Raw genomic sequence first — 24,437 nt, forward strand, 5'->3', positions numbered from 1 at the left:
CACCCTATTAACCTAAATGAACACCGAATTCTTTATATAAATCATTCAATAAAATCTTTGCTTTAAAATGCTTAAAGCTCCTAAAACCATAAGCATTACGTTTCATTACCTTCGATTTATTATTAATTCCTTCTAAAAAACCATTTGAATAGCCAAAACTAAAACTATTTAAGATCTCTACTTGCCAATTCTTAAAGGTTTGAATGGCTTTTATAAATGCTGGGATATTTGCTTCTTCTACCTTACGGTAATAAGCTTCTAATCTATTCTTCACTTCTGCAATATCATTCGTCGTTTTTGCCCAATCAAACCATTTACAATAGGCTTCTTTTAGTTCATATGCTTGCTTTAATTCCTTTGACATTCCCGTGTAGCGATTTAAATACCATCGATTCTTTTCCGTTAACTTATCAAAGCGTTTATATAAGACATGACGCATTTTTTTGCACTTTTTTCGATCGTATGGATGCCAATCCTTCTGCACTTTACGACGCACCTCGTCTAGAGCCCAATAAATATAGCGACAATAATGGAATCGATCGGCAATAATGATAGGACGATTTAACGCTTTTTTAACAGCTGCTTTAAAGCTTGGATTCATATCCATTACGACGACTTCTACAGCTGATCCATATGTCATTAGATAATCCTTAATCGTTTCTTTTCTACGATTCGGTAAAATATCAATTGGTTCGTGCGTTTCAGCGTTGGCAATGATTAGTTGATAGGTCCCCGCATCTGTATCTCCTTTATATTCATCGATCGCAATACATTTTGGTAAATGGACCCCTTCATTTAGCTGCTCCTTTACCACCTTTTTAAAGCGACGAATTACCGTCGAACTGGATGTTCCAAGGACTTCTGCTGCTTCTTTAAATGTCTTTGCCTTTACTGAACGGATTCCAACAACTTGGTTCCATTCTTTTGAGTAACGTTGATACTTATCCACGAAAGGGGATTTTTCCGAGAAGCGTTTTCCGCACTCACATACATAACGTCGGCGTTTATAGAAAAGGATGGTTAATCGTTCAAACCACTTTAAATGTTTAATTTTTTGAATTCGATAATCATGTATTTTAGAGGTCATTTTTTTACACTCAGGACACTGATGTTCTTTCTTCGGAATTGAAACGTAAAGTGCGATACGCTCCCCGATTTCTTCAATCTTATGAACAGTTACACCTTTTAATCCTGGGATATTTCTGTTAAAATTCATAATGCACGTATCACCTTTCATTGCTTGTTTCTCGACAATTCAAGTATATCGAAATCGGTGATTACGTGCTTTTTTTTATTTCAAATTGTAGTAAAACCCCAACAAATATTATAGAACCGGATTTTTTAATTGGAAATAAAAAACAACCCGAAAAGTTTCGTTAAAAACTTCTCGGGCCGTTTTTTTCTTTATGGTTTCAAACCTCAAACTAAAACACTTGATCGTAACTTATAAAAAAATTATATGAAAAGATTGGTAATAATAGTTTAAAGAGAATGAATTGGGGATAAAATGAATTGGTACAGTAATTGCATTTTATCCCGTTATCTTTCATTCCCTCTGGATTCTATTAGGCTGCTAAGCTAATAGAGTCCATGGAAGGTCTACCTTATTAAAATCATAGTTGAAGCAGTAAAATGGCGCCCTCGGAGGGAATCGAACCCCCAGCGGAAGAACCGGAATCTTCTGTGTTATCCATTACACCACGAGGACATCTTATCATAGAAAACTTACTCGTAACGCTTTTGAAAATAGAAATTGTTCTTCATTTACATAACTGATAATGCTTTAGGTCATAACGCCAATTGTAAAATACGACTTTTCTATTATACAAATGTATACAGCGTAATTCAACTATTAAATTGAAGTTAAATTTGATATTATTGTGACTTTTTTACAGCAATGCATCATTCCGCTTCTGGTAGTCATTTTCCATTACACTTTTTACTTCTTATTTTAATATTGGTTCATAGAATAATAGCGGATACAACCTGCAACATTTTAGTAAAGGATAGTGTTTTATATTTGACCTTCCTTGACTATTCTGTGTATGATATGTGTACAGCTAAAAGGTAATTCTTTTAGCACTGAGTCAACGAATAAATCTTTTTAAGGAGGATTTACAAATGAATTTAATTCCTACAGTTATTGAACAAACAAATCGTGGAGAGCGTGCTTATGACATTTACTCTCGTCTTTTAAAAGACCGCATCATCTTACTAGGTAGCGCTATCGATGATAATGTTGCGAACTCAATTGTTGCCCAATTATTATTCTTAGCAGCAGAAGATCCAGAGAAAGATATTTCTTTATACATTAACTCTCCTGGTGGATCGATTACAGCTGGTATGGCGATTTACGATACTATGCAATATATTAAACCACAAGTATCAACAATTTGTATCGGTATGGCTGCTTCAATGGGTGCCTTTTTACTTGCTGCTGGTGAACCAGGCAAACGCTTCGCTTTACCAAATGCTGAAGTCATGATTCACCAACCACTTGGTGGCGCTCAAGGTCAAGCAACCGAGATTGAAATTGCTGCAAAACGCATTCTATTCTTACGCGATAAATTAAACCAAATCTTATCTGATCGTACAGGTCAACCATTAGAACGCATTTCTAAAGACACTGATCGTGATAACTTCATGACTGCTGAAAATGCAAAAGAATACGGTTTAATTGACCAAATTATTTCTCGTGTAGAAGATAAATAATAAATGACTAAAGTGAAGAGGATTCATATCCTTTTCACTTTTTTTTGCAAAAATCCTTTCAGTCGGATACGGATATTTGAACAATTAAGGCTTATCGAGATTGGACATTCTATAGACAAAGTCATCTAATAAAAAAAGGAATCTCATGAATTGTGAGATCCCTCTGTTGCGAGCGTTTACAAATGATGTTAGCTTATTCTTCTCTTTGAATAAGTGATACTAGTCCATCTACAGCATCTTGTTCGTCTTTTCCATCAGCAATTAGAGTAATCGTTGTTCCTCTTGCAATGGCTAAACTCATAATCCCCATAATAGACTTAGCATTTACTTTTTTCTCATCCTTTTGTAAATACACTTCTGATTTAAAGCGATTGGCTTCTTGAACAAATAATGCCGCTTGTCTCGCCTGCAAACCAGATTTCAATTTTACTTCCACATTGGTTTCAACCATTTACGATACTCCCTTTCAAACCGTTCATCTGTATACATTTATCTTATCTAAATTGTATGAAAAGAACAATGATAGAATCCTACAATTTTTGAAAACTTCAGTAAAATTTACATTTATCATGATTATACACTATTTTCCAAAATTATTTAATGGTTTCTCCACGTCTTAGTGCCTCGGCGATTTCATCGATTTTACGTAATCGATGGTTGACGCCAGACTTACTTACTGCTCCTGTAGATACCATTTCTCCAAGCTCTTTTAAAGTAACGTCCTGATATTCAACTCGCAGCCTTGCAATTTCTCTTAATTTTTCTGGTAGTTGGTCTAAGCCAATCGAGTTTTCTATAAAACGAATATTTTCTACTTGACGAATGGCTGCACCAATCGTTTTATTTAAGTTCGCTGTTTCACAGTTTACAATTCGGTTTACACTATTTCGCATATCACGCAAAATTCGCACATCCTCGAACTTTAGCATGGCCTGTACAGCGCCAACAATTCCCATAAAATCGGATATTTTTTCAGCTTCTTTTAAATAGGTTACGAATCCCTTTTTTCGTTCAATGGTTTTGGCATTCAAGTTAAACTTGTTCATCAACTCTGCTAATGCTTCACCATGCTCTTTATATAGCGAATAAATCTCTAGATGATATGCTGAAGTTTCAGGGTTGTTCACAGAGCCACCTGCTAAAAACGCACCACGCAAATATGCTCGTTTCTGATCTCGATTTGAAAGTAATGAAGTAGAGAGTGAATGATTTAGTTGAAAATCTTCAGATAGAATATCTAAATCTGCTAATAGTTCACGAGCACCGTCACGGACACGGCAAATGTAAACATTATTTTTCTTTAAGCGCATTTTTTTTCGAACTAGCAATTCTACATTATACGGGTATAGCTTTTTAACAATTGTGTAGAGTCTTCTTGCAATTGCTGCATTTTCAGTTTGTACATCCAGACTAAGCTGTCTATTTGTAAAGGATAATGTTCCATTCATACGAATTAGTGCAGAAACCTCTGCTTTTAAACAAGTATCGTCGGATTCTAGTTGCGTTAATTCCTTTTTTGTTTCGGAAGCAAATGACATCTTTTCCCCCCCTTTCACTATGTATGAAAACTATCATACCACACTATTAAAATCCAGAACCTTGTATGTTTTTTACATTCTGTTTAATGTATAGTCACTAAGCCATTTAGCGATTTTGTTTGACTCGTGACGAACAACACCAGATTGGATAGTGGCGATTTCTTTCTTGATGACTTCGAGCCCCATATTCTCTAGCTTTTCAATATCAAACAACACAGGTTCAGCATTCTCTTCTTTATAATTTTCCTTAATTGGCGATGGTAATTCGATATCATTTACTAAGATTGCATCCAGGCAAGGATTTCCTACATGATCATAAATTGCCTGAACATGATCCGTTGCTCTGTAATTCAATGTCTCACCCTGTTGCGTCATTAGATTACAGATGTATATCCTTTTCCCTTTCGCTTTCACTAGTGCCTTCCCTATTTGTTTTACTATTAAATTAGGAATAATACTAGTATATAAGCTCCCTGGTCCTACTAGAATAAAATCCGCTTTCTCGATTGCACGAATCGCCTCAGGAAGCGGTTTCACATCTCCTGGAACTAAAAAGACGCGTTTAATCGGCGATTGTGAAAGAGGAATCTTTGACTCTCCTTCAATAATCGAGCCGTCCACGAGTTCAGCATGTAGAGCCATTTTTTTATTTGCTGCCGGGATTACTTTTCCATGGACCTTTAACACTTTGCTCATTTCTGCAATTGCATGGCTAAAATCACCTGTAATATCAGTTAAAGCAGTAAGCATTAAATTCCCTAATGAATGGCCACCTAAGTCATCAGACTCCGAAAAACGATATTGAAACATTTGCTCAACTAATGGCTCTGTATCAGATAATGCGGCAATTACATTCCGAATATCGCCAGGTGGCGGAATATCATAGTCATCACGAAGGCGCCCAGAAGAGCCTCCATCATCTGCAACCGTTACAATGGCAGTGATGTCGAATGGATAGTTTTTCAATCCACGCAACATCGTAGAAAGACCTGTGCCCCCTCCTATGACTACAATTTTCGTTCTTTGTTTCTTCATTCCGTCAATCCTTTCTGCGATTGATATCTCGGTGCGTAATTGCCGTTTGATAGCGATCACTAAATAGCTTTCCATAGTATTCAGCCAACGTTACGGAACGATGCTGACCACCTGTACAACCAAAAGCGATTACCAGCTGGGATTTGCCCTCATTAATATATTGTGGAATCATAAATTTAAATAAGTCAGTCAGTTTACCGATTAGCTCTTGTGCTTCCTCTTGTGCTAATACATAAGAAGATACTTCTTCCTGCAGGCCGGTTTTTGGACGTAATTCTTCCACATAATATGGATTTGTAATAAAACGCACATCAAAAACAAGATCGGCATCAATGGGAATACCGTTTTTATAACCAAAGGACATTACATTTAATGAAAATTTTGGACTAGTGGCATTTGAAAACTCTTTTCCTATACGCTCTCTCAATTGTCTTGGTTTCATATGAGAGGTGTTATAAACGAATTTTGCTCTGCCCTTTAACTCGCTAAGCATTTCTCTTTCCTTTTGAATCCCCTCAAGTGGTGATCCTTGCGGTGCGAGTGGGTGAGATCTGCGCGTTTCTTTATAGCGTTGAACAAGCGTTTCATTCTCGGCATCCAAAAATAATACACGTGTATTAACATATGCTTCCTTTTCCAGTATGTCTAGGGCATCGATTAGCGAGTCGAAAAATTCTCCTCCACGCATATCCATAACTGCTGCAATTTGAGTAATATTACGTTCTGATTCCTTCATTAAGGCTAAAAATGTTGTTAATAATGCAGGTGGCAAATTATCAATGCAGTAATAGCCTAAATCCTCGAAGCTTTGCACAGCCACTGTTTTTCCAGCTCCAGACATCCCTGTAATAATAACTATCTCATGTGTAAATTCTTGAATATTACCCATGTGACCATCTCCCCTTTTTAAGTCTCGATTGACGTTTGAAACCTTTCGTCGATGAGTTCAAAATCTGTAGTATAAGTAAAAGTACCATATTGAATGCCTTTTTCCAGTGCAGAGAATAATAAGTTTTTGCGATCTCCTTCAGCCATTGGAAGCTGGTGAAGAGACTCGATTGGATGCCACTCTAAAATCCCTTCCCGTGTTTCTTTAAATGACTCGCCCTCGGTGCCATATGCAACAAATGTATAAAGCATCCATTCATCTACGGTCTTTTCTCCATCCTTGATAATCATTGTATAGACGCCTTTTAAATGTGGATTGGTTGGCGTAAGGTTTGTCTCTTCTTTAAATTCTCGTTGTGCCGCTTCAAAGATAGATTCGCCACTTTCCATCTTTCCTCCTGGAGCAACATACCAACCTCTTCTTGGTTTTTGTAGAAGTAGAACCTTCCCATCTTGAATTGCTAATAAGTTTGCTATTCGTTGCATTGCAACCACCTCAAATCTTTCGTTACTCCTATATATGTATTATACCTTATCAAATAGTCATTCGCGTAATAGGAAAGCCTGATTTATCTAGAGTTTGAATTTGATGTTAATATTTAGAAAGTTGTTTACTTAAGAAATCGCAGCCTACTATGTAAGCTGCGTAATAAATGCGGAAACTTTAAAAGTCGTTCTCGCCACAAAAAAAGTTGCTTCCCAAATTGATGGAAGCAACTAAAAAACTAAAAAGGGGGGTAAAAGCTTAATACCCATATTATAGCCCTTGATTGTTTCAATGAGGTTACAAAGGAATTAAAACCAGATTACTTTTGGCTAATTTTCTCAGTTAATTCTTCGACATAATGCTGTGCTGATTGTGCGGCAATACTTCCGTCACCAGTTGCTGTAACAATTTGACGAAGCATTTTTTCACGAACATCTCCAGCAGCAAATATACCTTTTACTGATGTTTCCATTTTATCGTTTGTCACGATATAGCCGTGTTCATTTAAGATACCTAAGTTTTTAAATGGCGCTGTTAATGGATCCATGCCGATATAGACAAATACTCCATCTGTTTGGAATTCTTGCTCACTGCCATCAACAGTTGAAACAAGTGTTACACTGCCAACTTTGCCATCTTTTTCGTTAATTTCTTTCACTGTGTGATTCCAGATAAAATCAACTTTCTCATTTGCAAATGCACGATCTTGCAGAATTTTTTGAGCACGTAGTTTGTCACGGCGGTGCACAATTGTTACTTTATCGGCAAAACGTGTTAAGTATACGCCTTCTTCAACTGCAGAGTCTCCTCCACCGACAACAACTAAGTGCTTTTGTTTAAAGAAAGCACCGTCACAAACTGCACAGTAACTTACACCACGTCCACCAAGCTCTTTTTCTCCTGGAACGCCCATTTTTTTATACTCTGCACCAGTTGTCACAATGATCGAACGTGTTTTATATTCTTTTGAACCGGCTTTAATCACTTTATATTCTTCACCATCAATAATCTCGGCTACATCACCATAGGCATACTCTGCACCGAATTTTTTGGCGTGTTCAAACATTTTAGTAGAAAGCTCAGGTCCTAAAATTGTTTCAAAACCAGGATAGTTCTCAACTTCCTCGGTATTGGCCATTTGTCCACCAGGAATCCCACGCTCAATCATTAAAGTAGCTAAATTAGCACGTGAAGCATATACTGCTGCTGTCATCCCTGCAGGACCTGCACCGATTATTATTACATCATAAATTTTTTCTTCAGCCATACGAAAAGCCTCCCTATAGAAAAAGCGCTATGTTCATTCGCTTCTAGTTATCTTGAATATACTAAAAAATGCAAGTATATTTTCTCTCTTTTATCCTAGGACAATCTGTAAATAACTTCAACTTTATTGCCTACCTAATCAAATGGAAGGTATTCGATTAGTTCTTCCACATACTTTGTTAGTGTCGCAGTAGAAATACCGAATTTTTGGGCATAATGCTTTTTCGTCACCTTTTTACTATTGATGGTTGAAAAGAACATATACTCAACTGCTGCAGCTAAAGCTTTGATATTTTTAAATTCATATCCATCCTTTAATGCACGTTCACTTAATACAAACCACATTTGGAATAAATACTGAACCTCTGAGGTAATAGTGGACGTACTTCTATGAAGCTCCTCTGCCACGTCCATCGAACGCACAAAATGCTTTTCCAATTCATTTGTCTCATCAAATTGATGACCAAGTGCATAGGCTAAGCAAAGTTTTTCAACCCCACCATATTGTGCAAGATCGATAAGTTTAGGATGTGCAATAATTTCTTGCTTATGAGCCGATTTACTTAGCAGGAAAAATCCAAACATACGATGTGTACTATATTGGCTTATAATCTTTTCGATAATAAATTCGCGATTATTTTCCAGGGATTCGTCGTCCGTTTCCTTTTCCACATCCAACCAAGGTTCAAACCCATCCTTTGAAGGGTCTATATCTACAAGGATTTTCCATGCTTGCTTCCCTTCTTCCACATGGCCGCTAAAGTAAGCAGCCTGCGCCAACCAAAAGTAAAAGCCAGTGTCACCAGCAAAGCCTTTTCGTTTCATGCTTTGAAGCCATCTATAGGCCAACTCATGCTCACCGATTAAAGCTAATGTCGCCCCCAGCTTATAACGGTTTTCCCAATCATAGGGATTGATTTTTTTCAGCATTTCAACCAGTTGGGCTAACTCTTCATCATTCTTCTCATAGTATGCAATGACTGCTAAATTGCAAATGGCATGCAAGTTACCTAGGTTTTCACGAAGTACGTGATGTAATAATGCTTTTGCTTGCTCTGCCTCTTCCACATAAAAATAAGCTAATGCTAAATTATTGTAAGCTGGCCATAAATCAGGGAAAGTCTCAATTAATTGCTCCAAAACTTCAATTGCTTGGTTAAATTGACCGTTTTCCATAAAGCGACGTGCTTTTTCTTGAGCGATTAACTTTTCAGAGTCTTCTTCATCAAATGGTTCCTCATCACTTTCTTCAAATTGAACAAATTCGATGATTTCTTCTGCCTCTTCTACATACATTCCATCTGGTTCCATTTCAAGATACATTTCTGCATATTTTTGGGCATCCCGAACCATTCCGATGCAGCCTGAAACTTCCGCCAAAAAAAAGACATGCTCCGGTTCACTTGGCTCCAAACTATAGGCAGTATGAATTAATTCATAAGCCTTTTCAAAGTTTTGGGCCTCCATTTCCAATATGCCAAACTGCATAAGGACATGGGCATCATCCGGGCTAAGTTCAGCAGCACGTTTCATATATTTATACGCTTTATCCATTTGGTCTTTATCCAGGGCTTTAAGCGCTTTATTAAAATAATAATCACCGTTTGGAATAAACGAGACAACATTATTTAGTTTTTCTTTCTGACGTTGTTTTTCCAAAGTACATCCTCCGAACTAAATTCATTACACCTTGGCGTAATTACATCGCTTTGTCATATCGAAAAGACGCTAAAAACAAAGCAAAAGGAACGTATAATACGTTCCTTAGACAATTAATCTTATTATAACATAATTACGTGATACGTCATTATTTAAGTATTGCTATATGACTAAATAAACCTTGACTTTCTTTCAAGAAAACCTGTTCAAATTATTCGTTATTTTTAGTACTTGCTCTCTTCTCTTCGTGTCGTGATTTTAACACTGCCAGAACCTCATAAACATCAATTTTTTGCTCTTGCAGCAGCACCAATAAGTGGTAAATTAAATCTGCTGCTTCCCATTTCACTTCCTGAACGTCACGGTTTTTCGCGCCAATGACTACTTCTGTTGCTTCTTCGCCTACTTTTTTACAAATTTTATCGATACCTTTTTCAAATAGATATGTCGTATACGCACCCTCAGGCATATCCATTTCTCGTTGACGAATGATATTTACTAGCTGTGGAATAATATCCACTGATCCAATTGCATCCTCATTTTGAACAATGGAATTTGTGAAGCAGGAAATTGTTCCATTGTGACATGCAGGTCCAGCTGGCAATACTTCGACTACTAATGCATCTTGGTCACAATCCGCTTTAATCGAAACTACCTTTTGCACATTTCCACTTGTTGCTCCTTTATGCCAAAGCTCCTGTCTTGAACGGGAGTAAAACCACGTTTCACCTGTTTCGATTGTTTTATGTAGAGATTCCTCATTCATATAAGCAACCGTTAATACTTCTTTTGACTGTGCATCTTGCACAACAGCGGTAATTAATCCTTTGTCATCGAACTTTAATCCTTCAATCATCTGACACAAACCCCTTTTTCGCGTAAAACTGATTTCACCTCAGCTACACTTGTTTCTTTATAGTGGAAAATGGATGCTGCTAGTGCCGCATCTGCATCAACTTCTTGCAAGACATCAACAAAGTGCTCAGCATTTCCGGCACCACCACTTGCAATCACAGGTACAGTCACTGCATCCCGAACTGCTTTTGTTAAAGCTAAATCAAAGCCCGTTTTTTCTCCGTCTTGATTCATGCTTGTCAGTAATAGTTCGCCTGCACCGAGACGTACGGCTTCTTTTGCCCATTCAACGGCCTGCCACTCCGTTTTGTTACGTCCGCCATGGGTATAGACCATCCAAGTGCCATCCTCATCCGAATATCTCGCATCAATTGCGACAACGATACACTGTGCGCCAAAAAAATCTGAGCCTTCTTTAATCAATTCCGGGCGCTCTAATGCAGAGGTATTGACAGATACTTTGTCTGCACCAGCACGAAGAATTCGTTTCATATCCTCCAGTGTACGGATACCACCACCTACAGTAAATGGAATGGCAAGGCTTGACGCCGTTTTTCGCACCACATCCACCATTGTTTCACGACCTTCATGCGAAGCAGAGATATCCAAAAACACCAGCTCATCTGCACCTTGTTCATCATAAAATTTCGCAAGCTCAACTGGATCTCCGGCATCACGAAGCTCCACAAATTGAATGCCCTTTACAACGCGCCCTTCTTTAACGTCAAGGCAAGGGATAATCCGTTTTGTTAGCATGTTTGCACCCCCACACCTTTTAACCATTGTTCAAGCAAGAAAACACCAAACTCCCCTGACTTTTCAGGATGGAACTGCATCCCACAAACATTTTCAGCTTGCACGACACCCGGCACCTCAGTATCAAAATAATCTGCACTGGCTACAAGCTGTTCACGATTTAGATTCGTTGCAAAAAATGAATGGACGAAATAAACATAATTGCTTTGTGGTAATGTCTGATCCTCTAACCATTTCGGTGAGCTCTTGAATTCTAGTGTATTCCAACCCATGTGAGGAACGCGATACTTTTCTCCATGTGATGTTTCACCAGAGAATCGAGTAATTTTGCCATTAAAGAAGCCAAAGCCTTTTGTAGGTGCTACTTCTTCGCTTTCCTCAAAAAGCAGCTGCATCCCTAGGCAAATCCCTAGTAGTTGTTTATTGGCATCCACCTGTTCACGAATGAAAGCTTCCAAACCAGTTTCAGCTAAGCGTCTCATCGCATCTGGAAATGCTCCGACACCAGGTAAGATAAGGGCATCTGTTGCGGCTAATTCTTGCGGGTTTGCAGAGACAATTACATCACAATCCAGTCTTTTTAACGCTTGTTCGACGCTAAATAAATTGCCCATTCCATAATCGATTACGCCAATTTTCATGTCAACAATCCTTTCGTTGATGGTACGCCTTTCACACGGGGATCGATTTGTACCGCATCATCTATTGCTCTTGCAAGTGCTTTGAAAATAGCTTCGATAATATGATGTGTATTATGGCCATAAGGAACAATTACGTGAACATTCATACGTGCTTCCAAGGCGAATTTCCATAAAAATTCATGAACTAGCTCTGTATCGAACGTTCCTACTTTTTCTTTTAATTCAGGCTCTACACGATACTCTAGATGTGGTCTGTTCGAACAATCGATAACTACCTGAGCTAATGCATCATCCATTGGGACAAAGGCGTTCCCATAACGTTTAATCCCTTTTTTGTCACCAAGTGCTTCACGGATCACCTGTCCCAAGACAATGCCGATATCTTCTGTCGTATGATGGTCGTCAATATGTGTATCCCCATCAGCAATGATTTTGCCATCAAATAAGCCGTGTTTGATAAATAAATCCAGCATATGGTCCATAAAAGGAACACCTGTATTTACTTCTGCTTGACCGTCCCCATCTAAATTCAATTCAACCGCGATTTTCGTTTCATTGGTATTGCGTTCAATTCTAGCAAATCGACTATTTTGTTCTGCCATATTATTTATCTCCTTTTGTCCAACCTCGAGATTCTACTGCACGGGCATGCCCTTCCAGCCCTTCCATTCTTGCAAGACGAGCGATTTTCGGTGCATTTTCCTCCCACGCTTTTTCAGTATAATAAACGACATTTGTCCGTTTAATAAAATCATCTACATTTAACCCACTAGCAAACCGTGCCGTACTATTCGTCGGCAACACATGGTTTGTCCCGGCAAAATAATCTCCAACTGGTTCTGAGCTATATCGACCGATAAAGATCGCTCCTGCATGGCGAATTTCTAATGAATCCGCCTCCGCATTAGCCGTAACAACCTCCAAATGCTCTGGTGCCAGTGAATTGACTGCCTGTATTGCTTGCTCCATCGTTTGTGCCACATAGATTTGCCCGAAATTTTCAATCGATTTACGTGCAATCGCTTCTTTTGGTAACACGCTTAACTGTTTTTCAACCTCTGCTGCCACATCTAGAGCTAATTGTTCACTAGTTGTGATGAGCACTGCACAAGCTAATTCATCATGCTCTGCTTGGGATAATAAATCAGCTGCAATCTCATCTGCATAGGCTGTGTCATCTGCAAGTACGGCAATCTCACTCGGGCCAGCAATCATATCAATTGCTACTTCACCAAACACTTCACGCTTTGCTAATGCAACGTAAATGTTACCTGGACCCGTAATTTTATCAACCGGCGTGATTGTTTCTGTTCCATAAGCTAATGCTGCAATCGCTTGTGCGCCACCAACTTTATAAATCTCGTTAATGTTTAATATGGAAGCCGCCACAAGAACCGCATCCGGGAGTTTCCCATCCTTTCCAGCCGGGGAGGTAATGACGATTCGTTCCACCCCTGCAACCTGGGCAGGAATCACATTCATGAGTACAGATGAAGGATATGCTGCTAATCCACCTGGTACATACAAGCCTACAGCATCTAAAGGAAGTATTCTTTGTGCCAAGTAGGAACCATTCTCTAAAGGAAGCTTGTAACCGTCTCGTTTTTGTGCCTCATGATAATACCGAATATTGGCTGCTGCCTCTTCTAAATCCTTTTTCAGCTGGGGATCAAAGTTTTGTACAGCCCGTTCGATTTCCATGGGTGTGACACGGAAGTCTTCTAACTGAATGCCATCCCACATTTCACTATATTTGCGAAGGGCTGCATCACCATTTTCACGAACATCGTCAAGCACTTGCCGAACAGTTTTTAATTGTTCTTCGTTCCCACCTTCAAGCTGTCTCTTTAATGAAATCGTGTTCGTTAATTTTGTTATTTTCACAAAAAGCCCTTCTTCCTAACCGACAATTTTTTTCATACGTGATACTAATTCTTGAATTCGTGCACTTTTCATTCGGTAACTAACTGGATTGGCGATCAGTCGAGACGATACATCTGTAATATGCTCGTATTCGACAAGTCCGTTCTCTTTTAAGGTTCTTCCCGTAGAAACGATATCGACAATGCGGTCTGCTAAACCAATCATCGGTGCGAGCTCAATGGATCCATTTAATTCGATAATTTCTACTTGCTCACCAATTTCTTTATAATAATTCATGGCAATGTTGGGATACTTCGTTGCAATACGTGGTGCAATTTCGTTCATCGTCGTATTTGGCAAACCTGCAGAAGCTATGTAACATTGGCTTATTTTCAAATCTAAAAGTTCATGAACATTTCTTCGTAATTCAAGTAATGTATCCTTACCCGCAATCCCGATATCGGCAACGCCATGCTCTACATACACTGGTACGTCCATTGGTTTTGCCAAGATAAATCGGATTTTTTCTTCTGGAATTTCAATCAACAATTTACGTGACATTTCAACTTCCTCAGGTAAGTTAAAACCCGCATCGATGAGCATCTGATATGCTTCTTCAAAAATTCGTCCCTTTGGCATGGCAATAGTTAAATGACTCATTACGCTAAATCCTCCTGGCTGACATACACGATTTTATCGAAGAGCTTTGTAAATGCTTCTTCATCTATTAATCCTTTACGTGATTGCAAAGTAACTAGCTTTCCTTCTTCTCGATAAGAATTAGCTGCTTTTAATGCTTTTCCAAATAGTGATTCTTCAAAGATTACTCCGACTGTTTGGTATGTGGATGTTTTTGAAGGAATCACCTCGAGAAGTCGATCAACTCGAATGCCAAAGCCAGTAGCCCCCACTTCTGTTCCAAAGTGCTGTAATAATCCGTCATAGCGGCCACCATTCCCTAAGGCAAAGCCACTGCCTTCAGCAAACACTTCAAATAACATTCCCGTGTAATAATTCATATGACTTGATAATGTAAAGTCTAGAGCAACAAATTGTGATAAGTCCGCAACCTCAATCAGTTCAATAAGCTGCTGCATATAGTCAAGTGCATCGTTTTTGCGCACATACTTTTCAATATCTTGAATGGTTACAAAATTGGTTGCTTCACTGATAAATTGCAGTAAAGCATCTGATTTAGTTTTTGGTAGGTTAAAGCTTTCGACGGCTTCTTCAAAGCCAACATAATTACGTTCAACCAATAATGTTCTAAGTGTATCCGCTTGTTCATTACTTTCTGTGTAGTCTTTCAAAATACAATTTAATACGCCTGCATGACCAATTGTAATTTTGAAAGAATGAATCCCAAAGGCTTGAATTAAATGAATGACCGTAATGATAACCTCTGCGTCTGCGAAAACTGTTCGATCACCAATAATTTCAATCCCCATTTGACCAAATTCAGCTGGACGACCACCTTCCGTTTGCTGGGCACGAAAAACATTTGCAAAGTATGCTAACCGCAAAGGGATTTTTTCCTTTAATAATTTTGAAGTCGCGACACGCGCAATGGGTGTCGTCATGTCTGGGCGAAGAACCAACGTATTCCCCTGGCTATCTACTAATTTAAATAAGGAAGCATCATAAATGGCAGATGCTTTCCCCACTGTATCGAAGTACTCCAGGCTTGGTGTTTGAATAAAATCAAACCCGCGAGCACGTAAAAATTCGCGTCCGATTTGTCGAACTTCTTCAGTTTTTTCATAAGTAATCGGGAATGTATCACGCATTCCTAATGGTTTTTCAAACATTTTTATCGATGACATAATAACACTTCCTACCATTTTTACTTTAGTATACTAGAGAACTAGAGAACTGATATGTTAAAGTAATTCTACCCAACATCCTTCAGTTCGTCAATCAATTAATAGCGTGAATAGCCGTTTTCATTAAATATTATAAAAATTATGACTTCTAATAATATTATACCTTTTAAAGAATAATAGAAAAACCTTGGCGTTCGACAATGTTTTGTGGAGGTGGGTTGAGTGAGGGCTGAGTTGCTCTTTTGTTTTTGTAGTTTTACTTGCTAGATTGACTTGTTTACTTGCAAGTTCCCTTTCATTACTTGCGACTTTCGCCATTATACTTGCTACTCTTTCTTTACTTGCGACTTTCTCCACTTTACTTGCGAGTTCCCCTTCTTTACTTGCGACTTTCATCACATTACTTGCGACTCTTTCCTTTACTTGCGACTTTCACCACATTACTTGCGAGTTCCCCACCTTTACTTGCGACTTTGCTCACCTTACTTGCCTGGCTCATCTTTACTCCACAAAAAAAGGAACTAAAAGTATTGTTCATACTTTTAGTTCCTTATCACTCAACTTTTTCGTTCAGCCATTTGCTCTCGTGTATAGATAATGCGCATTGGATTGCCGCCGACCATACTGCCAGCCGGGACATCTTTATGCACAAGTGTAGCTGCGGAAACAATTGCGCCATCACCAATGACAACACCAGGCAAAATGGTAGAATTGGCACCAATCATGACTTCACTGCCAATTTTCACATCCCCTAAACGATATTCTTCAATTAAGTATTCGTGAGCTAATATCGTGGTGTTATAGCCGATGATGGTATTATCTCCGATTGTAATTCTTTCAGGAAACATGGAATCTGGCATCACCATCAAGGCAAGTGATGTCTTTTCACCAATCTTCATATGTAAAAACGTACGATAAATCCAATTTTTCATACTCATAAACGGCGTAATGCGGCCAATTTGAATAAAAATAAAGCATTTCATTACTTTCCAAAATGACACCGTTTGATAAACTTTCCATAATGAGTTTGCACCTTGAACAGGGTATCGTTCCGTCCTTCTCATCAGATTAAGACTCCTCCACAATCGTTAATAGGTCAGACATATGCTGTAAAATATAGTCCGGATTAAACTGTCTTAAAAAATCTTCTCCTTTGATGGACCATGCGACACCAGCTGTTTTCACACCTGCATTTTTTCCTGCTTCAATATCATGATAATTATCTCCAATCATCATGACATCTTCTTTATCTACACCCAATTTTTCGATGGCTAGTAGTACGGGCTCTGGATCAGGCTTTACATTTTTCACACTGTCCACACCAACCCAAAATTCAAATAGATGTTTTGCCCCCATTAGAACTAATCCTTTTTCGATCGTATCCCGTCTCTTGGTTGAAACGATTGCTAGACGGATGCCTTTTTCTTTGAGTTTTTCTAAAGTATGGACTACTCCGTCGTATTCTGTCACTAATGTGTCATGATTGGCATAATTCCATTGTCGATATTTCTCAATCATTTCGTCGACTTCATCCGGCGTTAATTGTTCAAAGGTTTCTTTTAATGACGGACCTATGAAATCCATGCAATCTTTTGGCGAATATTGCCCAGGAAATCTTTCCTCTAATACATTCATAAATGTCTGGATAATTAAATCATTTGTATTTAATAACGTTCCATCAAAATCAAACAGCAAGGCTTTCATACGAATATTGCAACTCCTTTATCTCTTTACGAGCTCCATTTATTGCTTACTTTTTCTTCCCTTTGTTCTTAACATTTTTTTTCGTATTATGATTAGTATTTTTCTCGACATCAAGATAGCGAACAACAGGGCGAACCTTCATTCTTCTGTAAACAATGAAAATAATACCGAACACAATTGCTAATATCGAAACAACTTGGGCAGAACGCAATTCCCCAATCAGATACAGACTGTCTGTTCTCATGCCCTCAATATAAAAGCGACCGATTGAGTACCAGATCATATAACTGAAGAAAATTTCTCCTCGATGTAAGTTCACTTTTCGGAAAGAAAGTAGAATAATCAGACCAATTACATTCCACATTGATTCATATAAGAACGTTGGATGAACATATGTACCAAGATCTTGAACATACATCTGTTCAATAATCCAATTTGGAATCATTAGATTTTCCAAAAACTCACGGGATACTGGTCCACCATAGGCTTCCTGGTTCATAAAGTTGCCCCAACGGCCTATAATTTGTCCAATTAAAAGACTCGGTGCAAGTATATCTGCTACCTTTAAAAAACTAAACCCTTTTTTCTTGCAGAATATATAAGCTGTAATTACAGCACCAATTAAAGCACCATGAATGGCGATACCACCATTCCAAATTTGAATAATTTTCTCTGGATTAGCTCCGTAATACTCCCATTTCATCGAAACATAATAAATGCGAGCAGAAATAATCGAGATTGGAATCGCCCAAATCAACATATCCGCTAAAAAATCTTCAGGCAATCCTCTTTTTACAGCCTCTCGTTGTCCTACAAAATAGGCCAGGACAATTCCGAGAGCAATTAAGATTCCATACCATCTTACTTCAATGCTCCCAAGTGAAAAAGCAACCGGGTTGATTGCAAGTAATACCTGTTCCATTCAAATACCCCTCTCGTCTTTAAAGCAACGTTTCTAAAAGTTAGTTAATAGTCATCCATTTCATCCTGAATTGCAATCACTTCGTCTAATCTTCTAGAAAATTCTTGTGCCGCGTTCACACCCATTTTTTTCAAACGGTAATTCATGGCAGCCACTTCTATAATTACAGATACGTTTCGCCCTGGTTGAACAGGAATCGTCAACTTGGTAATATCTGTATCAATAATTTTCATTTTTTCTTCATCCAAACCTAATCGATCATAGGTTTTTTCCGGATCCCAGTTTTCCAACTCAATAATCAATGTAATTCGCTTTGTAGGACGGATAGCACTTGCTCCAAATAGCGTCATAATATCAATGATACCAATACCTCGAATTTCTAACAGATGCTCTAATAGAGGTGGTGGACTTCCGATTATTAAGTCTTCAGTTTCTTGTCGAATTTCTACACAATCGTCAGCAACCAGTCTATGGCCTTTTTTAATAAGCTCAAGTGCAGTTTCACTTTTCCCTACGCCACTTTTCCCGATGATTAATACCCCAATTCCATATACATCGACAAGAACACCATGAACTGCTGCGGTAGGCGCTAACTCACTTTCTAGGTAATTGGTAAGTCTACTTGAGAAACTAGATGTTTTCATGGAAGTACTTAATACGGGAACATCGTGTTCATTGGAGGCTGTAATTAACTCAATAGGAACTTCTAAACCTCTAGAAATCACAATAGCAGGAGTTTCCTGTGAGCACAGCTTCAGCATTCGTTCCTTTTTCAATTCAGTTGGGAGCATTTCAAAAAATGATAATTCAGTTTTTCCGATTAGCTGAACTCGATTGGCAGGATAGTGTGTAAAATAGCCTGCCATTTCAAGTCCTGGTCTTGAAATATCACTCGTTGTAATATAACGGCCAATTCCTTCCTGCCCACTTACTACCGTTAAATTGAATTTTTCTATGACTTCTTTTGTCGAAACTTGAATGATCATTACCCCCTAGCACTTTCTACTTCTTACTATTGACATATAGTACCTATTTTAGCATGTTACCGATAGATTGTATTTAAATTAATCTTTTTCCAAACTATCTAAAACCCACTTCACACTCGTAAACTTAGAAAAAACTTCCGATTCCTGACAACCATAAGGATTCAAAACGACCTCAAGCTGTTACCCATAATGACAAATCAGTGTTCAATCGTAAAGAAAAAATAAAAGGAGGTGTCTCATATATGAATGAGACACCTCCCTTCTCTTGCAATGTAGTGACAATCAAAAAAGCCACATAATTTATTAACACTTGAGCCTGCTTTCGTCTTATACGACTTCACCTAAAAGCATTCTTCACCATTAGGAAGCATTAAACTGGGCTAACGCCGTGCTTTCGTTCAGTGAATGTCAGCTCTTTTGACTTATAGGCATCTAGACGAAGCTCCAACGTCTTGCGCAGCTCATTTGGTTGAATGACATCGTCGATAATCAATTCAGAGGCAAGGCGATACACATCAATTTCTTTTCTGTATTCTTCGCGCTGTTGTTCAATAAATGCTGCCTGCTCCTCTTTTGGTAGTGCTGCAATCTTGTTGGCATACACTGCGTTAACAGCAGCTTCTGGACCCATTACGGCGATTTGAGCGCCTGTTAATGCAATACATACGTCCGGTTCAAATGCAGGGCCTGCCATCGCATATAGACCTGCACCATATGCCTTGCGGACAATAACCGTAATTTTCGGCACTGTCGCTTCACTCATCGCAAAAATCATTTTCGCACCGTGGCGGATAATGCCCATTTTCTCTACCTGAGTACCGATCATGAATCCCGGAACATCTGCTAGGAAAATGAGCGGAATATGGAAGGCGTCACATAGGCTAATAAACTTCGCAGCCTTGTCTGCCGAATCAGCGAACAGTACGCCCCCCTTTACCCTAGGCTGATTCGCAATTATGCCCACAGACTGTCCATTAATGCGGGCGAATCCAGTGATGATTTCAGCGGCGAACAGCTTCTTCACCTCACAGAATGAACCTTCATCAATAATTCGGTCGATTAAGTCATACATATTGAATGCCGCATTTTGATTGGCTGGAATAATTTCCTCAAGAGACTTTTCAAAACTGGAGGGCAGCTTTGGCTCCTCCACGTTTGGCTTGTTTTTGAAGTTATCCGGGAAATAGCTAAGGTATTGTCTTGCATAGGCAATTGCCTCTTCCTCGGATTTTGCTAGGACATCGCCGCAGCCTGAAATCGAACAGTGCATTTTTGCTCCACCCATTGTTTCAAGATCCACCTTTTCCCCGATTACCATCTCGGCCATACGAGGCGACCCCAGATACATGGAAGCATTTCCTTCTACCATGACCACAACGTCACAGAAGGCCGGAATATAGGCACCGCCTGCTGCTGAAGGACCAAATAACAGACAAATTTGCGGGATGCGGCCGGACAATTTCACTTGATTATAAAAAATACGGCCAGCTCCTCTGCGACCTGGGAACATTTCCAACTGATCCGTGATACGAGCACCAGCCGAGTCAACTAAATAAAGTAAGGGAACCCCCAGCTTTTCGGCTGTCTCCTGGATGCGGATGATTTTTTCAACCGTCCGTTTCCCCCATGAACCTGCTTTCACTGTTGAATCATTTGCCATTACACATACAGTCCGTCCGTGAATTTTCCCGATACCTGTGACAACGCCATCTGCAGGTAGGTCGCCTGCAAGTACATTGGCAAACGTTCCATCCTCAGCCTGTAGCCCTTCGTCGAATAGCAGCTCTAGGCGATCGCGAACAAATAATTTCCCCTGTTCCTTATTTTTTTCATGATATTTTATATGGCCGCCCTTTAACACGGTATCCTTCATTTCTTCATGTTTGTTATGATCTGTTAAATTATTCATTTCTCCCATCCCCCTTTTATTTGCCACTGTATACCGGTGAGCGTTTTTCCTTAAAAGCCCTCAAGCCTTCTAGGCGGTCTTCCGTATGAAGTAATCGGTTATAAGCCAAGGATTCTATCTGTAATCCAGTAGAAATATCCGTCTGCATCCCCTGATTGATTGCAGTCTTTGCCTGAATGAGTGAAAGAGGTGCATTTTTCGCAATCTCCCGGGCCAGTTTTTTTGCCTCTTCCAGCAATTCCTGAGGTTCGGTCATGTACTCAATGATTCCATACTGGTAAGCTTCCTCTGCAGACAGTCGACGAGCTGTATAGATAAGCTCCTTTGCCTTTCCCATACCAATAAGACGAGGAAGTCGTTGTGTCCCACCCGCTCCTGGAATAATGCCTAAAGCTGTTTCGGTCAATCCAAGTTTTGCCGTGCTGCTGGCCATACGGATATCACATGCGAGGGCAAGTTCCAAACCTCCACCCAAAGCCACACCATTGATCGCTGCAATTACTGGCTGGGCGAGCACTTCGAAATGATTCACCGTTTTGCCGATGAGTGCGATGGTTTTACGGGTTTCATCCTCATTCATTCCACTGCGTTCCTTTAAATCCGCTCCTGCACAGAAGGCTTTTTCTCCGTCGCCCGTCACAATAACAGCACGGATGGAACGATCATAGTGGATTGCTTCTAATGTCTCGTTAATTTCATGTAACATTTGAACAGATAAGCTATTTGCAGCCTCCGCTCGTGTCAACATGACAAGTGCTACGTTATCTTGCACCTCTACTGTTACGAACTTCGCCATGATTCTTCCTCCCCTCGTGCAACAGCCACCAGCTTTGATGATAGCTTTTTACCGATAATTTCTTCTATTGATAGTGCCGTTTGCTGAATTTTTTTTAGGTTGACCCCTGTTTCAATACCCATCTCATGCAATAAATACAAGAGATCCTCGGTTGCTACATTGCCCGATGCCCCCTTTGCATACGGGCATCCTCCAAGTCCACCAATCGAACTATCAAATTTTGTAATGCCATGCGTTAGACTTGTCAGAACATTTGCTAATGCCGTACCTCGTGTATCATGGAAATGCATCGCCAGTTGCTCTGCCTTGAAATGGCGCAGCATTTCCAGCAGCAGTGCATTCACTTGTGTCGGTACGCCGACGCCGATTGTATCTCCCAGCGATATTTCGGAAATCCCCATATCAAATAGTTTTTCCGCCACATATACGACCTGTTCTGGTTTTGTATAGCCATCATATGGACAGGAAATGACAGTAGAGATATAGCCTCGCACCGTCTTTCCTGCTGCTAGCGCACCATCAACGACCTCCTTTAAAACAGGAAATGTCTCAGCTATTGATTTATTGATATTGGATTTGTTGTGACCTTCACTTGCCGACATGAAAATACTCACTTCATCGACACCAGCATCAAGCGCCCGTTCCAGCCCCTTGCTGTTCGGTACAAGTGCAGCGTAAGTAATATCGGTGTTTCTCTTAATCTCTTTGAGAACCTCTACTGCGTCCGCCAGCTGTGGTATCCATTTTGGATGCACGAAGCTCGTTACTTCAATGTAATCGAGCCCCGTATCACTTAAACGGTTAACAAGCTTGATTTTCTCCTCAGTCGGAATAAAAGTCGTTTCATTTTGCAACCCATCGCGTGGTCCTACTTCTTTTATTTGCACTTGCTTTGGCAGCTGCATGGACTACACTCCCTTATTCGATTTCGACAAGATCGTCGTCTAGGTTGATAAAATCACCTTCGGCAGCAATAATTCGTTTTACTGTACCTGCTTCTTCCGCAGCAATCGGAATCTCCATTTTCATGGATTCCAGAATGACAACGTCCTGGCCAGCTTCTACTTGCTCTCCTTCTGATACTAGAATTTTCCATACTGTACCTGCCATACTTGCTTTTACTATTGTCATAAATTATCCCTCCGCTTAAAATAGAATGCGACAGAAGTGGCACGCATTAGATAACGACTCGCCAAAGTTCAATCTTTCGAGCCTCTTCTTGTCTTATTTACCGACTGTTGTTGCTTTTGGTAAATAGTATTCCTCTACAAACTTCGTCGTTGTCACGCCAGATAAGAACTGCTCATGCGTTACCGTTTCAAGAAGCATTGGTATGTTCGTTTGAATTCCCTCGACCACATAGTTCCTTAAAGCATCAGCCAGTCTAGCACAAGCTTCTTCACGTGTCGCTCCAAATACTACGAGTTTCCCAATCATAGGATCGTAGAAAGGTGTAACATCGCTCCCGGATTCCACTGCTACTTCATGTCGAATTCCTTCACCTTTAGGTAATACAAGATTTGTAATTTTTCCTGGTGAAGGGAAGAATGTAACCGGGTTTTCCGCGTATATTCGCACTTCGATCGCATGCCCTTTTTTCTGGATGTCTTCTCTTGTGAAGGCAAGTTTCTCACCTTTTGCCAACTTCAGCTGCTGCTCGACAAGATCAAGTCCCGTAATCTCTTCTGTTACTGGATGCTCCACCTGTAGTCTCGTGTTCATCTCAAGGAAGTAGAAGTTTTGGTCATGATCTACCAAAAACTCTATCGTTCCCGCATTTGTATAACCGATATGCTTCGCCGCATCCACTGCCGCATCAAGCATTTTTTTACGTGTTTCTTCTGATATGAACGGTGAAGGTGCTTCCTCCACGACTTTCTGATTGCGGCGCTGGATTGAGCATTCACGCTCGTATACCGGTACGACGTTGCCATGCGCATCAGCTAGCACCTGTACTTCTACATGATGTGGCTGTGCAATAAATTTTTCGATGAACATTGTGCCATCTCCAAAGAAGCTTTGTGCACGTTTTTGATTGCCTTCAAATGCCTTTTTCAGCTCTTCTTCATTGTTGACTAACTGCATGCCAATCCCACCGCCGCCTGCAGATGCCTTCAGCATAACTGGATAGCCTATCTCTTGTGCAATCTTTGCCGCTTCGTCCGCATCCTTAATTGGATCATTCACCCCTTGCACAATGGGTACCCCTGCCTGCTCCATTATTTTGCGAGCCTCAATCTTTGAGCCCATTGCCTGAATGACCTGTGATTTTGGTCCAATGAAAGTTAGCCCGGCTTCCTCTACACGATTGGCAAAGGCTGCATTCTCTGACAACAGTCCATATCCAGGATGTACTGCATCGGCACCAGTTTGCTTTGCCACATCTAAAATGGCGTCTATATTCAAATAGCTAAGTGCTACTTGCGGTTTACCGATACAGAAACTCTCTGTTGCTTCTTTCACATGAAGACTGTTTGCATCCGCTTCCGAATAAATTGCCACCGTTTCGATTCCTAATCTTTTGCAAGTGCGAATAATGCGACGTGCGATTTCGCCACGATTGGCAATGAGTATTTTTTTGAACATACTTCATCCTC

At 39.8% G+C, this 24,437-nt stretch carries 26 protein-coding genes and 1 tRNA gene; 1 reads left to right on the forward strand and 26 read right to left on the reverse strand.

All coding sequences use genetic code 11. From position 1 onward, the window contains the following. Window positions 1–7: 7 nt before the first annotated feature. On the reverse strand, window positions 8–1,216 hold the full coding sequence (locus C1N55_RS16215; RefSeq protein WP_137729781.1) for an ISL3 family transposase: 1,209 nt from the start codon (window positions 1,214–1,216) through the stop codon (window positions 8–10). A 417-nt stretch (window positions 1,217–1,633) separates the two neighbouring features. Beyond that, window positions 1,634–1,708, reverse strand: a tRNA-Arg gene (locus tag C1N55_RS16220). A gap of 413 nt (window positions 1,709–2,121) precedes the next feature. Here C1N55_RS16220 and clpP point away from each other — a divergent pair. Then, window positions 2,122–2,712 carry an ATP-dependent Clp endopeptidase proteolytic subunit ClpP gene (gene clpP / locus C1N55_RS16225; RefSeq protein WP_137729782.1) on the forward strand — a complete coding sequence of 197 codons (591 nt, stop codon included), beginning with the start codon at window positions 2,122–2,124 and terminating at the stop codon, window positions 2,710–2,712. A 193-nt stretch (window positions 2,713–2,905) separates the two neighbouring features. Here the strand turns inward: clpP and C1N55_RS16230 are convergent, their stop codons facing one another. The 24 genes from C1N55_RS16230 to C1N55_RS16345 form a co-directional block, all read right to left on the reverse strand. After that, window positions 2,906–3,163, reverse strand: a complete 258-nt coding sequence (locus C1N55_RS16230; protein WP_137729783.1) for an HPr family phosphocarrier protein — start codon at window positions 3,161–3,163, stop codon at window positions 2,906–2,908. 142 nt (window positions 3,164–3,305) lie between these two features. Next, window positions 3,306–4,250 carry a DNA-binding protein WhiA gene (gene whiA, locus C1N55_RS16235; protein ID WP_137729784.1) on the reverse strand — a complete coding sequence of 315 codons (945 nt, stop codon included), beginning with the start codon at window positions 4,248–4,250 and terminating at the stop codon, window positions 3,306–3,308. A 72-nt stretch (window positions 4,251–4,322) separates the two neighbouring features. Beyond that, window positions 4,323–5,285 (reverse strand): gluconeogenesis factor YvcK family protein, encoded by a 963-nt coding sequence (yvcK, locus tag C1N55_RS16240; protein ID WP_137729785.1) that lies wholly within the window; start codon window positions 5,283–5,285, stop codon window positions 4,323–4,325. Window positions 5,286–5,289: 4 nt separating this feature from the next. Next, window positions 5,290–6,174: an RNase adapter RapZ gene (gene rapZ, locus C1N55_RS16245; RefSeq protein WP_137729786.1), complete on the reverse strand. Its 885-nt coding sequence runs from the start codon at window positions 6,172–6,174 to the stop codon at window positions 5,290–5,292. A gap of 17 nt (window positions 6,175–6,191) precedes the next feature. Next, a complete protein-coding gene (locus C1N55_RS16250) occupies window positions 6,192–6,659 on the reverse strand; it encodes an 8-oxo-dGTP diphosphatase (protein WP_137729787.1) in 468 nt (155 codons plus the stop codon). 320 nt (window positions 6,660–6,979) lie between these two features. Then, window positions 6,980–7,927, reverse strand: coding sequence for a thioredoxin-disulfide reductase (gene trxB, locus C1N55_RS16255; RefSeq protein ID WP_137729788.1), 948 nt, complete (start codon window positions 7,925–7,927; stop codon window positions 6,980–6,982). A 134-nt stretch (window positions 7,928–8,061) separates the two neighbouring features. Then, window positions 8,062–9,585 carry a tetratricopeptide repeat protein gene (locus C1N55_RS16260; RefSeq protein ID WP_137729789.1) on the reverse strand — a complete coding sequence of 508 codons (1,524 nt, stop codon included), beginning with the start codon at window positions 9,583–9,585 and terminating at the stop codon, window positions 8,062–8,064. A gap of 211 nt (window positions 9,586–9,796) precedes the next feature. After that, window positions 9,797–10,441 (reverse strand): bifunctional phosphoribosyl-AMP cyclohydrolase/phosphoribosyl-ATP diphosphatase HisIE, encoded by a 645-nt coding sequence (hisIE, locus tag C1N55_RS16265; RefSeq protein WP_137729790.1) that lies wholly within the window; start codon window positions 10,439–10,441, stop codon window positions 9,797–9,799. Continuing rightward, on the reverse strand, window positions 10,438–11,196 hold the full coding sequence (gene hisF, locus C1N55_RS16270) for an imidazole glycerol phosphate synthase subunit HisF (RefSeq protein ID WP_137729791.1): 759 nt from the start codon (window positions 11,194–11,196) through the stop codon (window positions 10,438–10,440). Before hisF ends, hisIE begins: the two co-directional genes overlap by 4 nt. Continuing rightward, on the reverse strand, window positions 11,190–11,837 hold the full coding sequence (gene hisH, locus C1N55_RS16275; protein ID WP_137729792.1) for an imidazole glycerol phosphate synthase subunit HisH: 648 nt from the start codon (window positions 11,835–11,837) through the stop codon (window positions 11,190–11,192). Before hisH ends, hisF begins: the two co-directional genes overlap by 7 nt. Beyond that, on the reverse strand, window positions 11,834–12,439 hold the full coding sequence (gene hisB, locus C1N55_RS16280; protein ID WP_137729793.1) for an imidazoleglycerol-phosphate dehydratase HisB: 606 nt from the start codon (window positions 12,437–12,439) through the stop codon (window positions 11,834–11,836). The genes hisH and hisB overlap by 4 nt, the downstream gene beginning before the upstream one ends. A 1-nt stretch (window position 12,440) precedes the next feature. Then, window positions 12,441–13,721 carry a histidinol dehydrogenase gene (gene hisD / locus C1N55_RS16285; RefSeq protein ID WP_137729794.1) on the reverse strand — a complete coding sequence of 427 codons (1,281 nt, stop codon included), beginning with the start codon at window positions 13,719–13,721 and terminating at the stop codon, window positions 12,441–12,443. A gap of 15 nt (window positions 13,722–13,736) precedes the next feature. Further along, window positions 13,737–14,360, reverse strand: a complete 624-nt coding sequence (gene hisG, locus C1N55_RS16290) for an ATP phosphoribosyltransferase (protein WP_137729795.1) — start codon at window positions 14,358–14,360, stop codon at window positions 13,737–13,739. Continuing rightward, a complete protein-coding gene (locus C1N55_RS16295) occupies window positions 14,360–15,523 on the reverse strand; it encodes an ATP phosphoribosyltransferase regulatory subunit (RefSeq protein ID WP_137729796.1) in 1,164 nt (387 codons plus the stop codon). The genes hisG and C1N55_RS16295 overlap by 1 nt, the downstream gene beginning before the upstream one ends. A gap of 123 nt (window positions 15,524–15,646) precedes the next feature. After that, window positions 15,647–15,922, reverse strand: a complete 276-nt coding sequence (locus tag C1N55_RS16300) for a hypothetical protein (protein WP_137729797.1) — start codon at window positions 15,920–15,922, stop codon at window positions 15,647–15,649. Between the two features lie 158 nt (window positions 15,923–16,080). Next, window positions 16,081–16,587, reverse strand: a complete 507-nt coding sequence (locus tag C1N55_RS16305; RefSeq protein ID WP_137729798.1) for an acyltransferase — start codon at window positions 16,585–16,587, stop codon at window positions 16,081–16,083. 4 nt (window positions 16,588–16,591) lie between these two features. After that, window positions 16,592–17,233 (reverse strand): pyrophosphatase PpaX, encoded by a 642-nt coding sequence (ppaX, locus tag C1N55_RS16310; protein WP_137729799.1) that lies wholly within the window; start codon window positions 17,231–17,233, stop codon window positions 16,592–16,594. 40 nt (window positions 17,234–17,273) lie between these two features. After that, complete coding sequence (gene lgt, locus C1N55_RS16315) at window positions 17,274–18,149, reverse strand: prolipoprotein diacylglyceryl transferase (RefSeq protein WP_137729800.1); 876 nt, start codon at window positions 18,147–18,149, stop codon at window positions 17,274–17,276. Window positions 18,150–18,193: 44 nt separating this feature from the next. After that, on the reverse strand, window positions 18,194–19,135 hold the full coding sequence (gene hprK / locus C1N55_RS16320; RefSeq protein WP_370452540.1) for an HPr(Ser) kinase/phosphatase: 942 nt from the start codon (window positions 19,133–19,135) through the stop codon (window positions 18,194–18,196). A 370-nt stretch (window positions 19,136–19,505) separates the two neighbouring features. Then, entirely contained in the window at window positions 19,506–21,044 is a 1,539-nt protein-coding gene (locus C1N55_RS16325) for an acyl-CoA carboxylase subunit beta (RefSeq protein ID WP_137729801.1), read from the reverse strand. A 16-nt stretch (window positions 21,045–21,060) separates the two neighbouring features. Beyond that, window positions 21,061–21,840: an enoyl-CoA hydratase gene (locus tag C1N55_RS16330; protein WP_137729802.1), complete on the reverse strand. Its 780-nt coding sequence runs from the start codon at window positions 21,838–21,840 to the stop codon at window positions 21,061–21,063. Beyond that, on the reverse strand, window positions 21,825–22,745 hold the full coding sequence (locus C1N55_RS16335) for a hydroxymethylglutaryl-CoA lyase (RefSeq protein ID WP_137729803.1): 921 nt from the start codon (window positions 22,743–22,745) through the stop codon (window positions 21,825–21,827). Before C1N55_RS16335 ends, C1N55_RS16330 begins: the two co-directional genes overlap by 16 nt. 13 nt (window positions 22,746–22,758) lie before the next feature. Next, window positions 22,759–22,971 (reverse strand): acetyl-CoA carboxylase biotin carboxyl carrier protein subunit, encoded by a 213-nt coding sequence (locus tag C1N55_RS16340; protein WP_137729804.1) that lies wholly within the window; start codon window positions 22,969–22,971, stop codon window positions 22,759–22,761. A gap of 93 nt (window positions 22,972–23,064) precedes the next feature. After that, window positions 23,065–24,426, reverse strand: a complete 1,362-nt coding sequence (locus tag C1N55_RS16345) for an acetyl-CoA carboxylase biotin carboxylase subunit (RefSeq protein WP_137729805.1) — start codon at window positions 24,424–24,426, stop codon at window positions 23,065–23,067. Window positions 24,427–24,437: the final 11 nt, after the last annotated feature.

Source organism: Lysinibacillus sp. SGAir0095, assembly GCF_005491425.1.
GTDB lineage: Bacteria > Bacillota > Bacilli > Bacillales_A > Planococcaceae > Ureibacillus.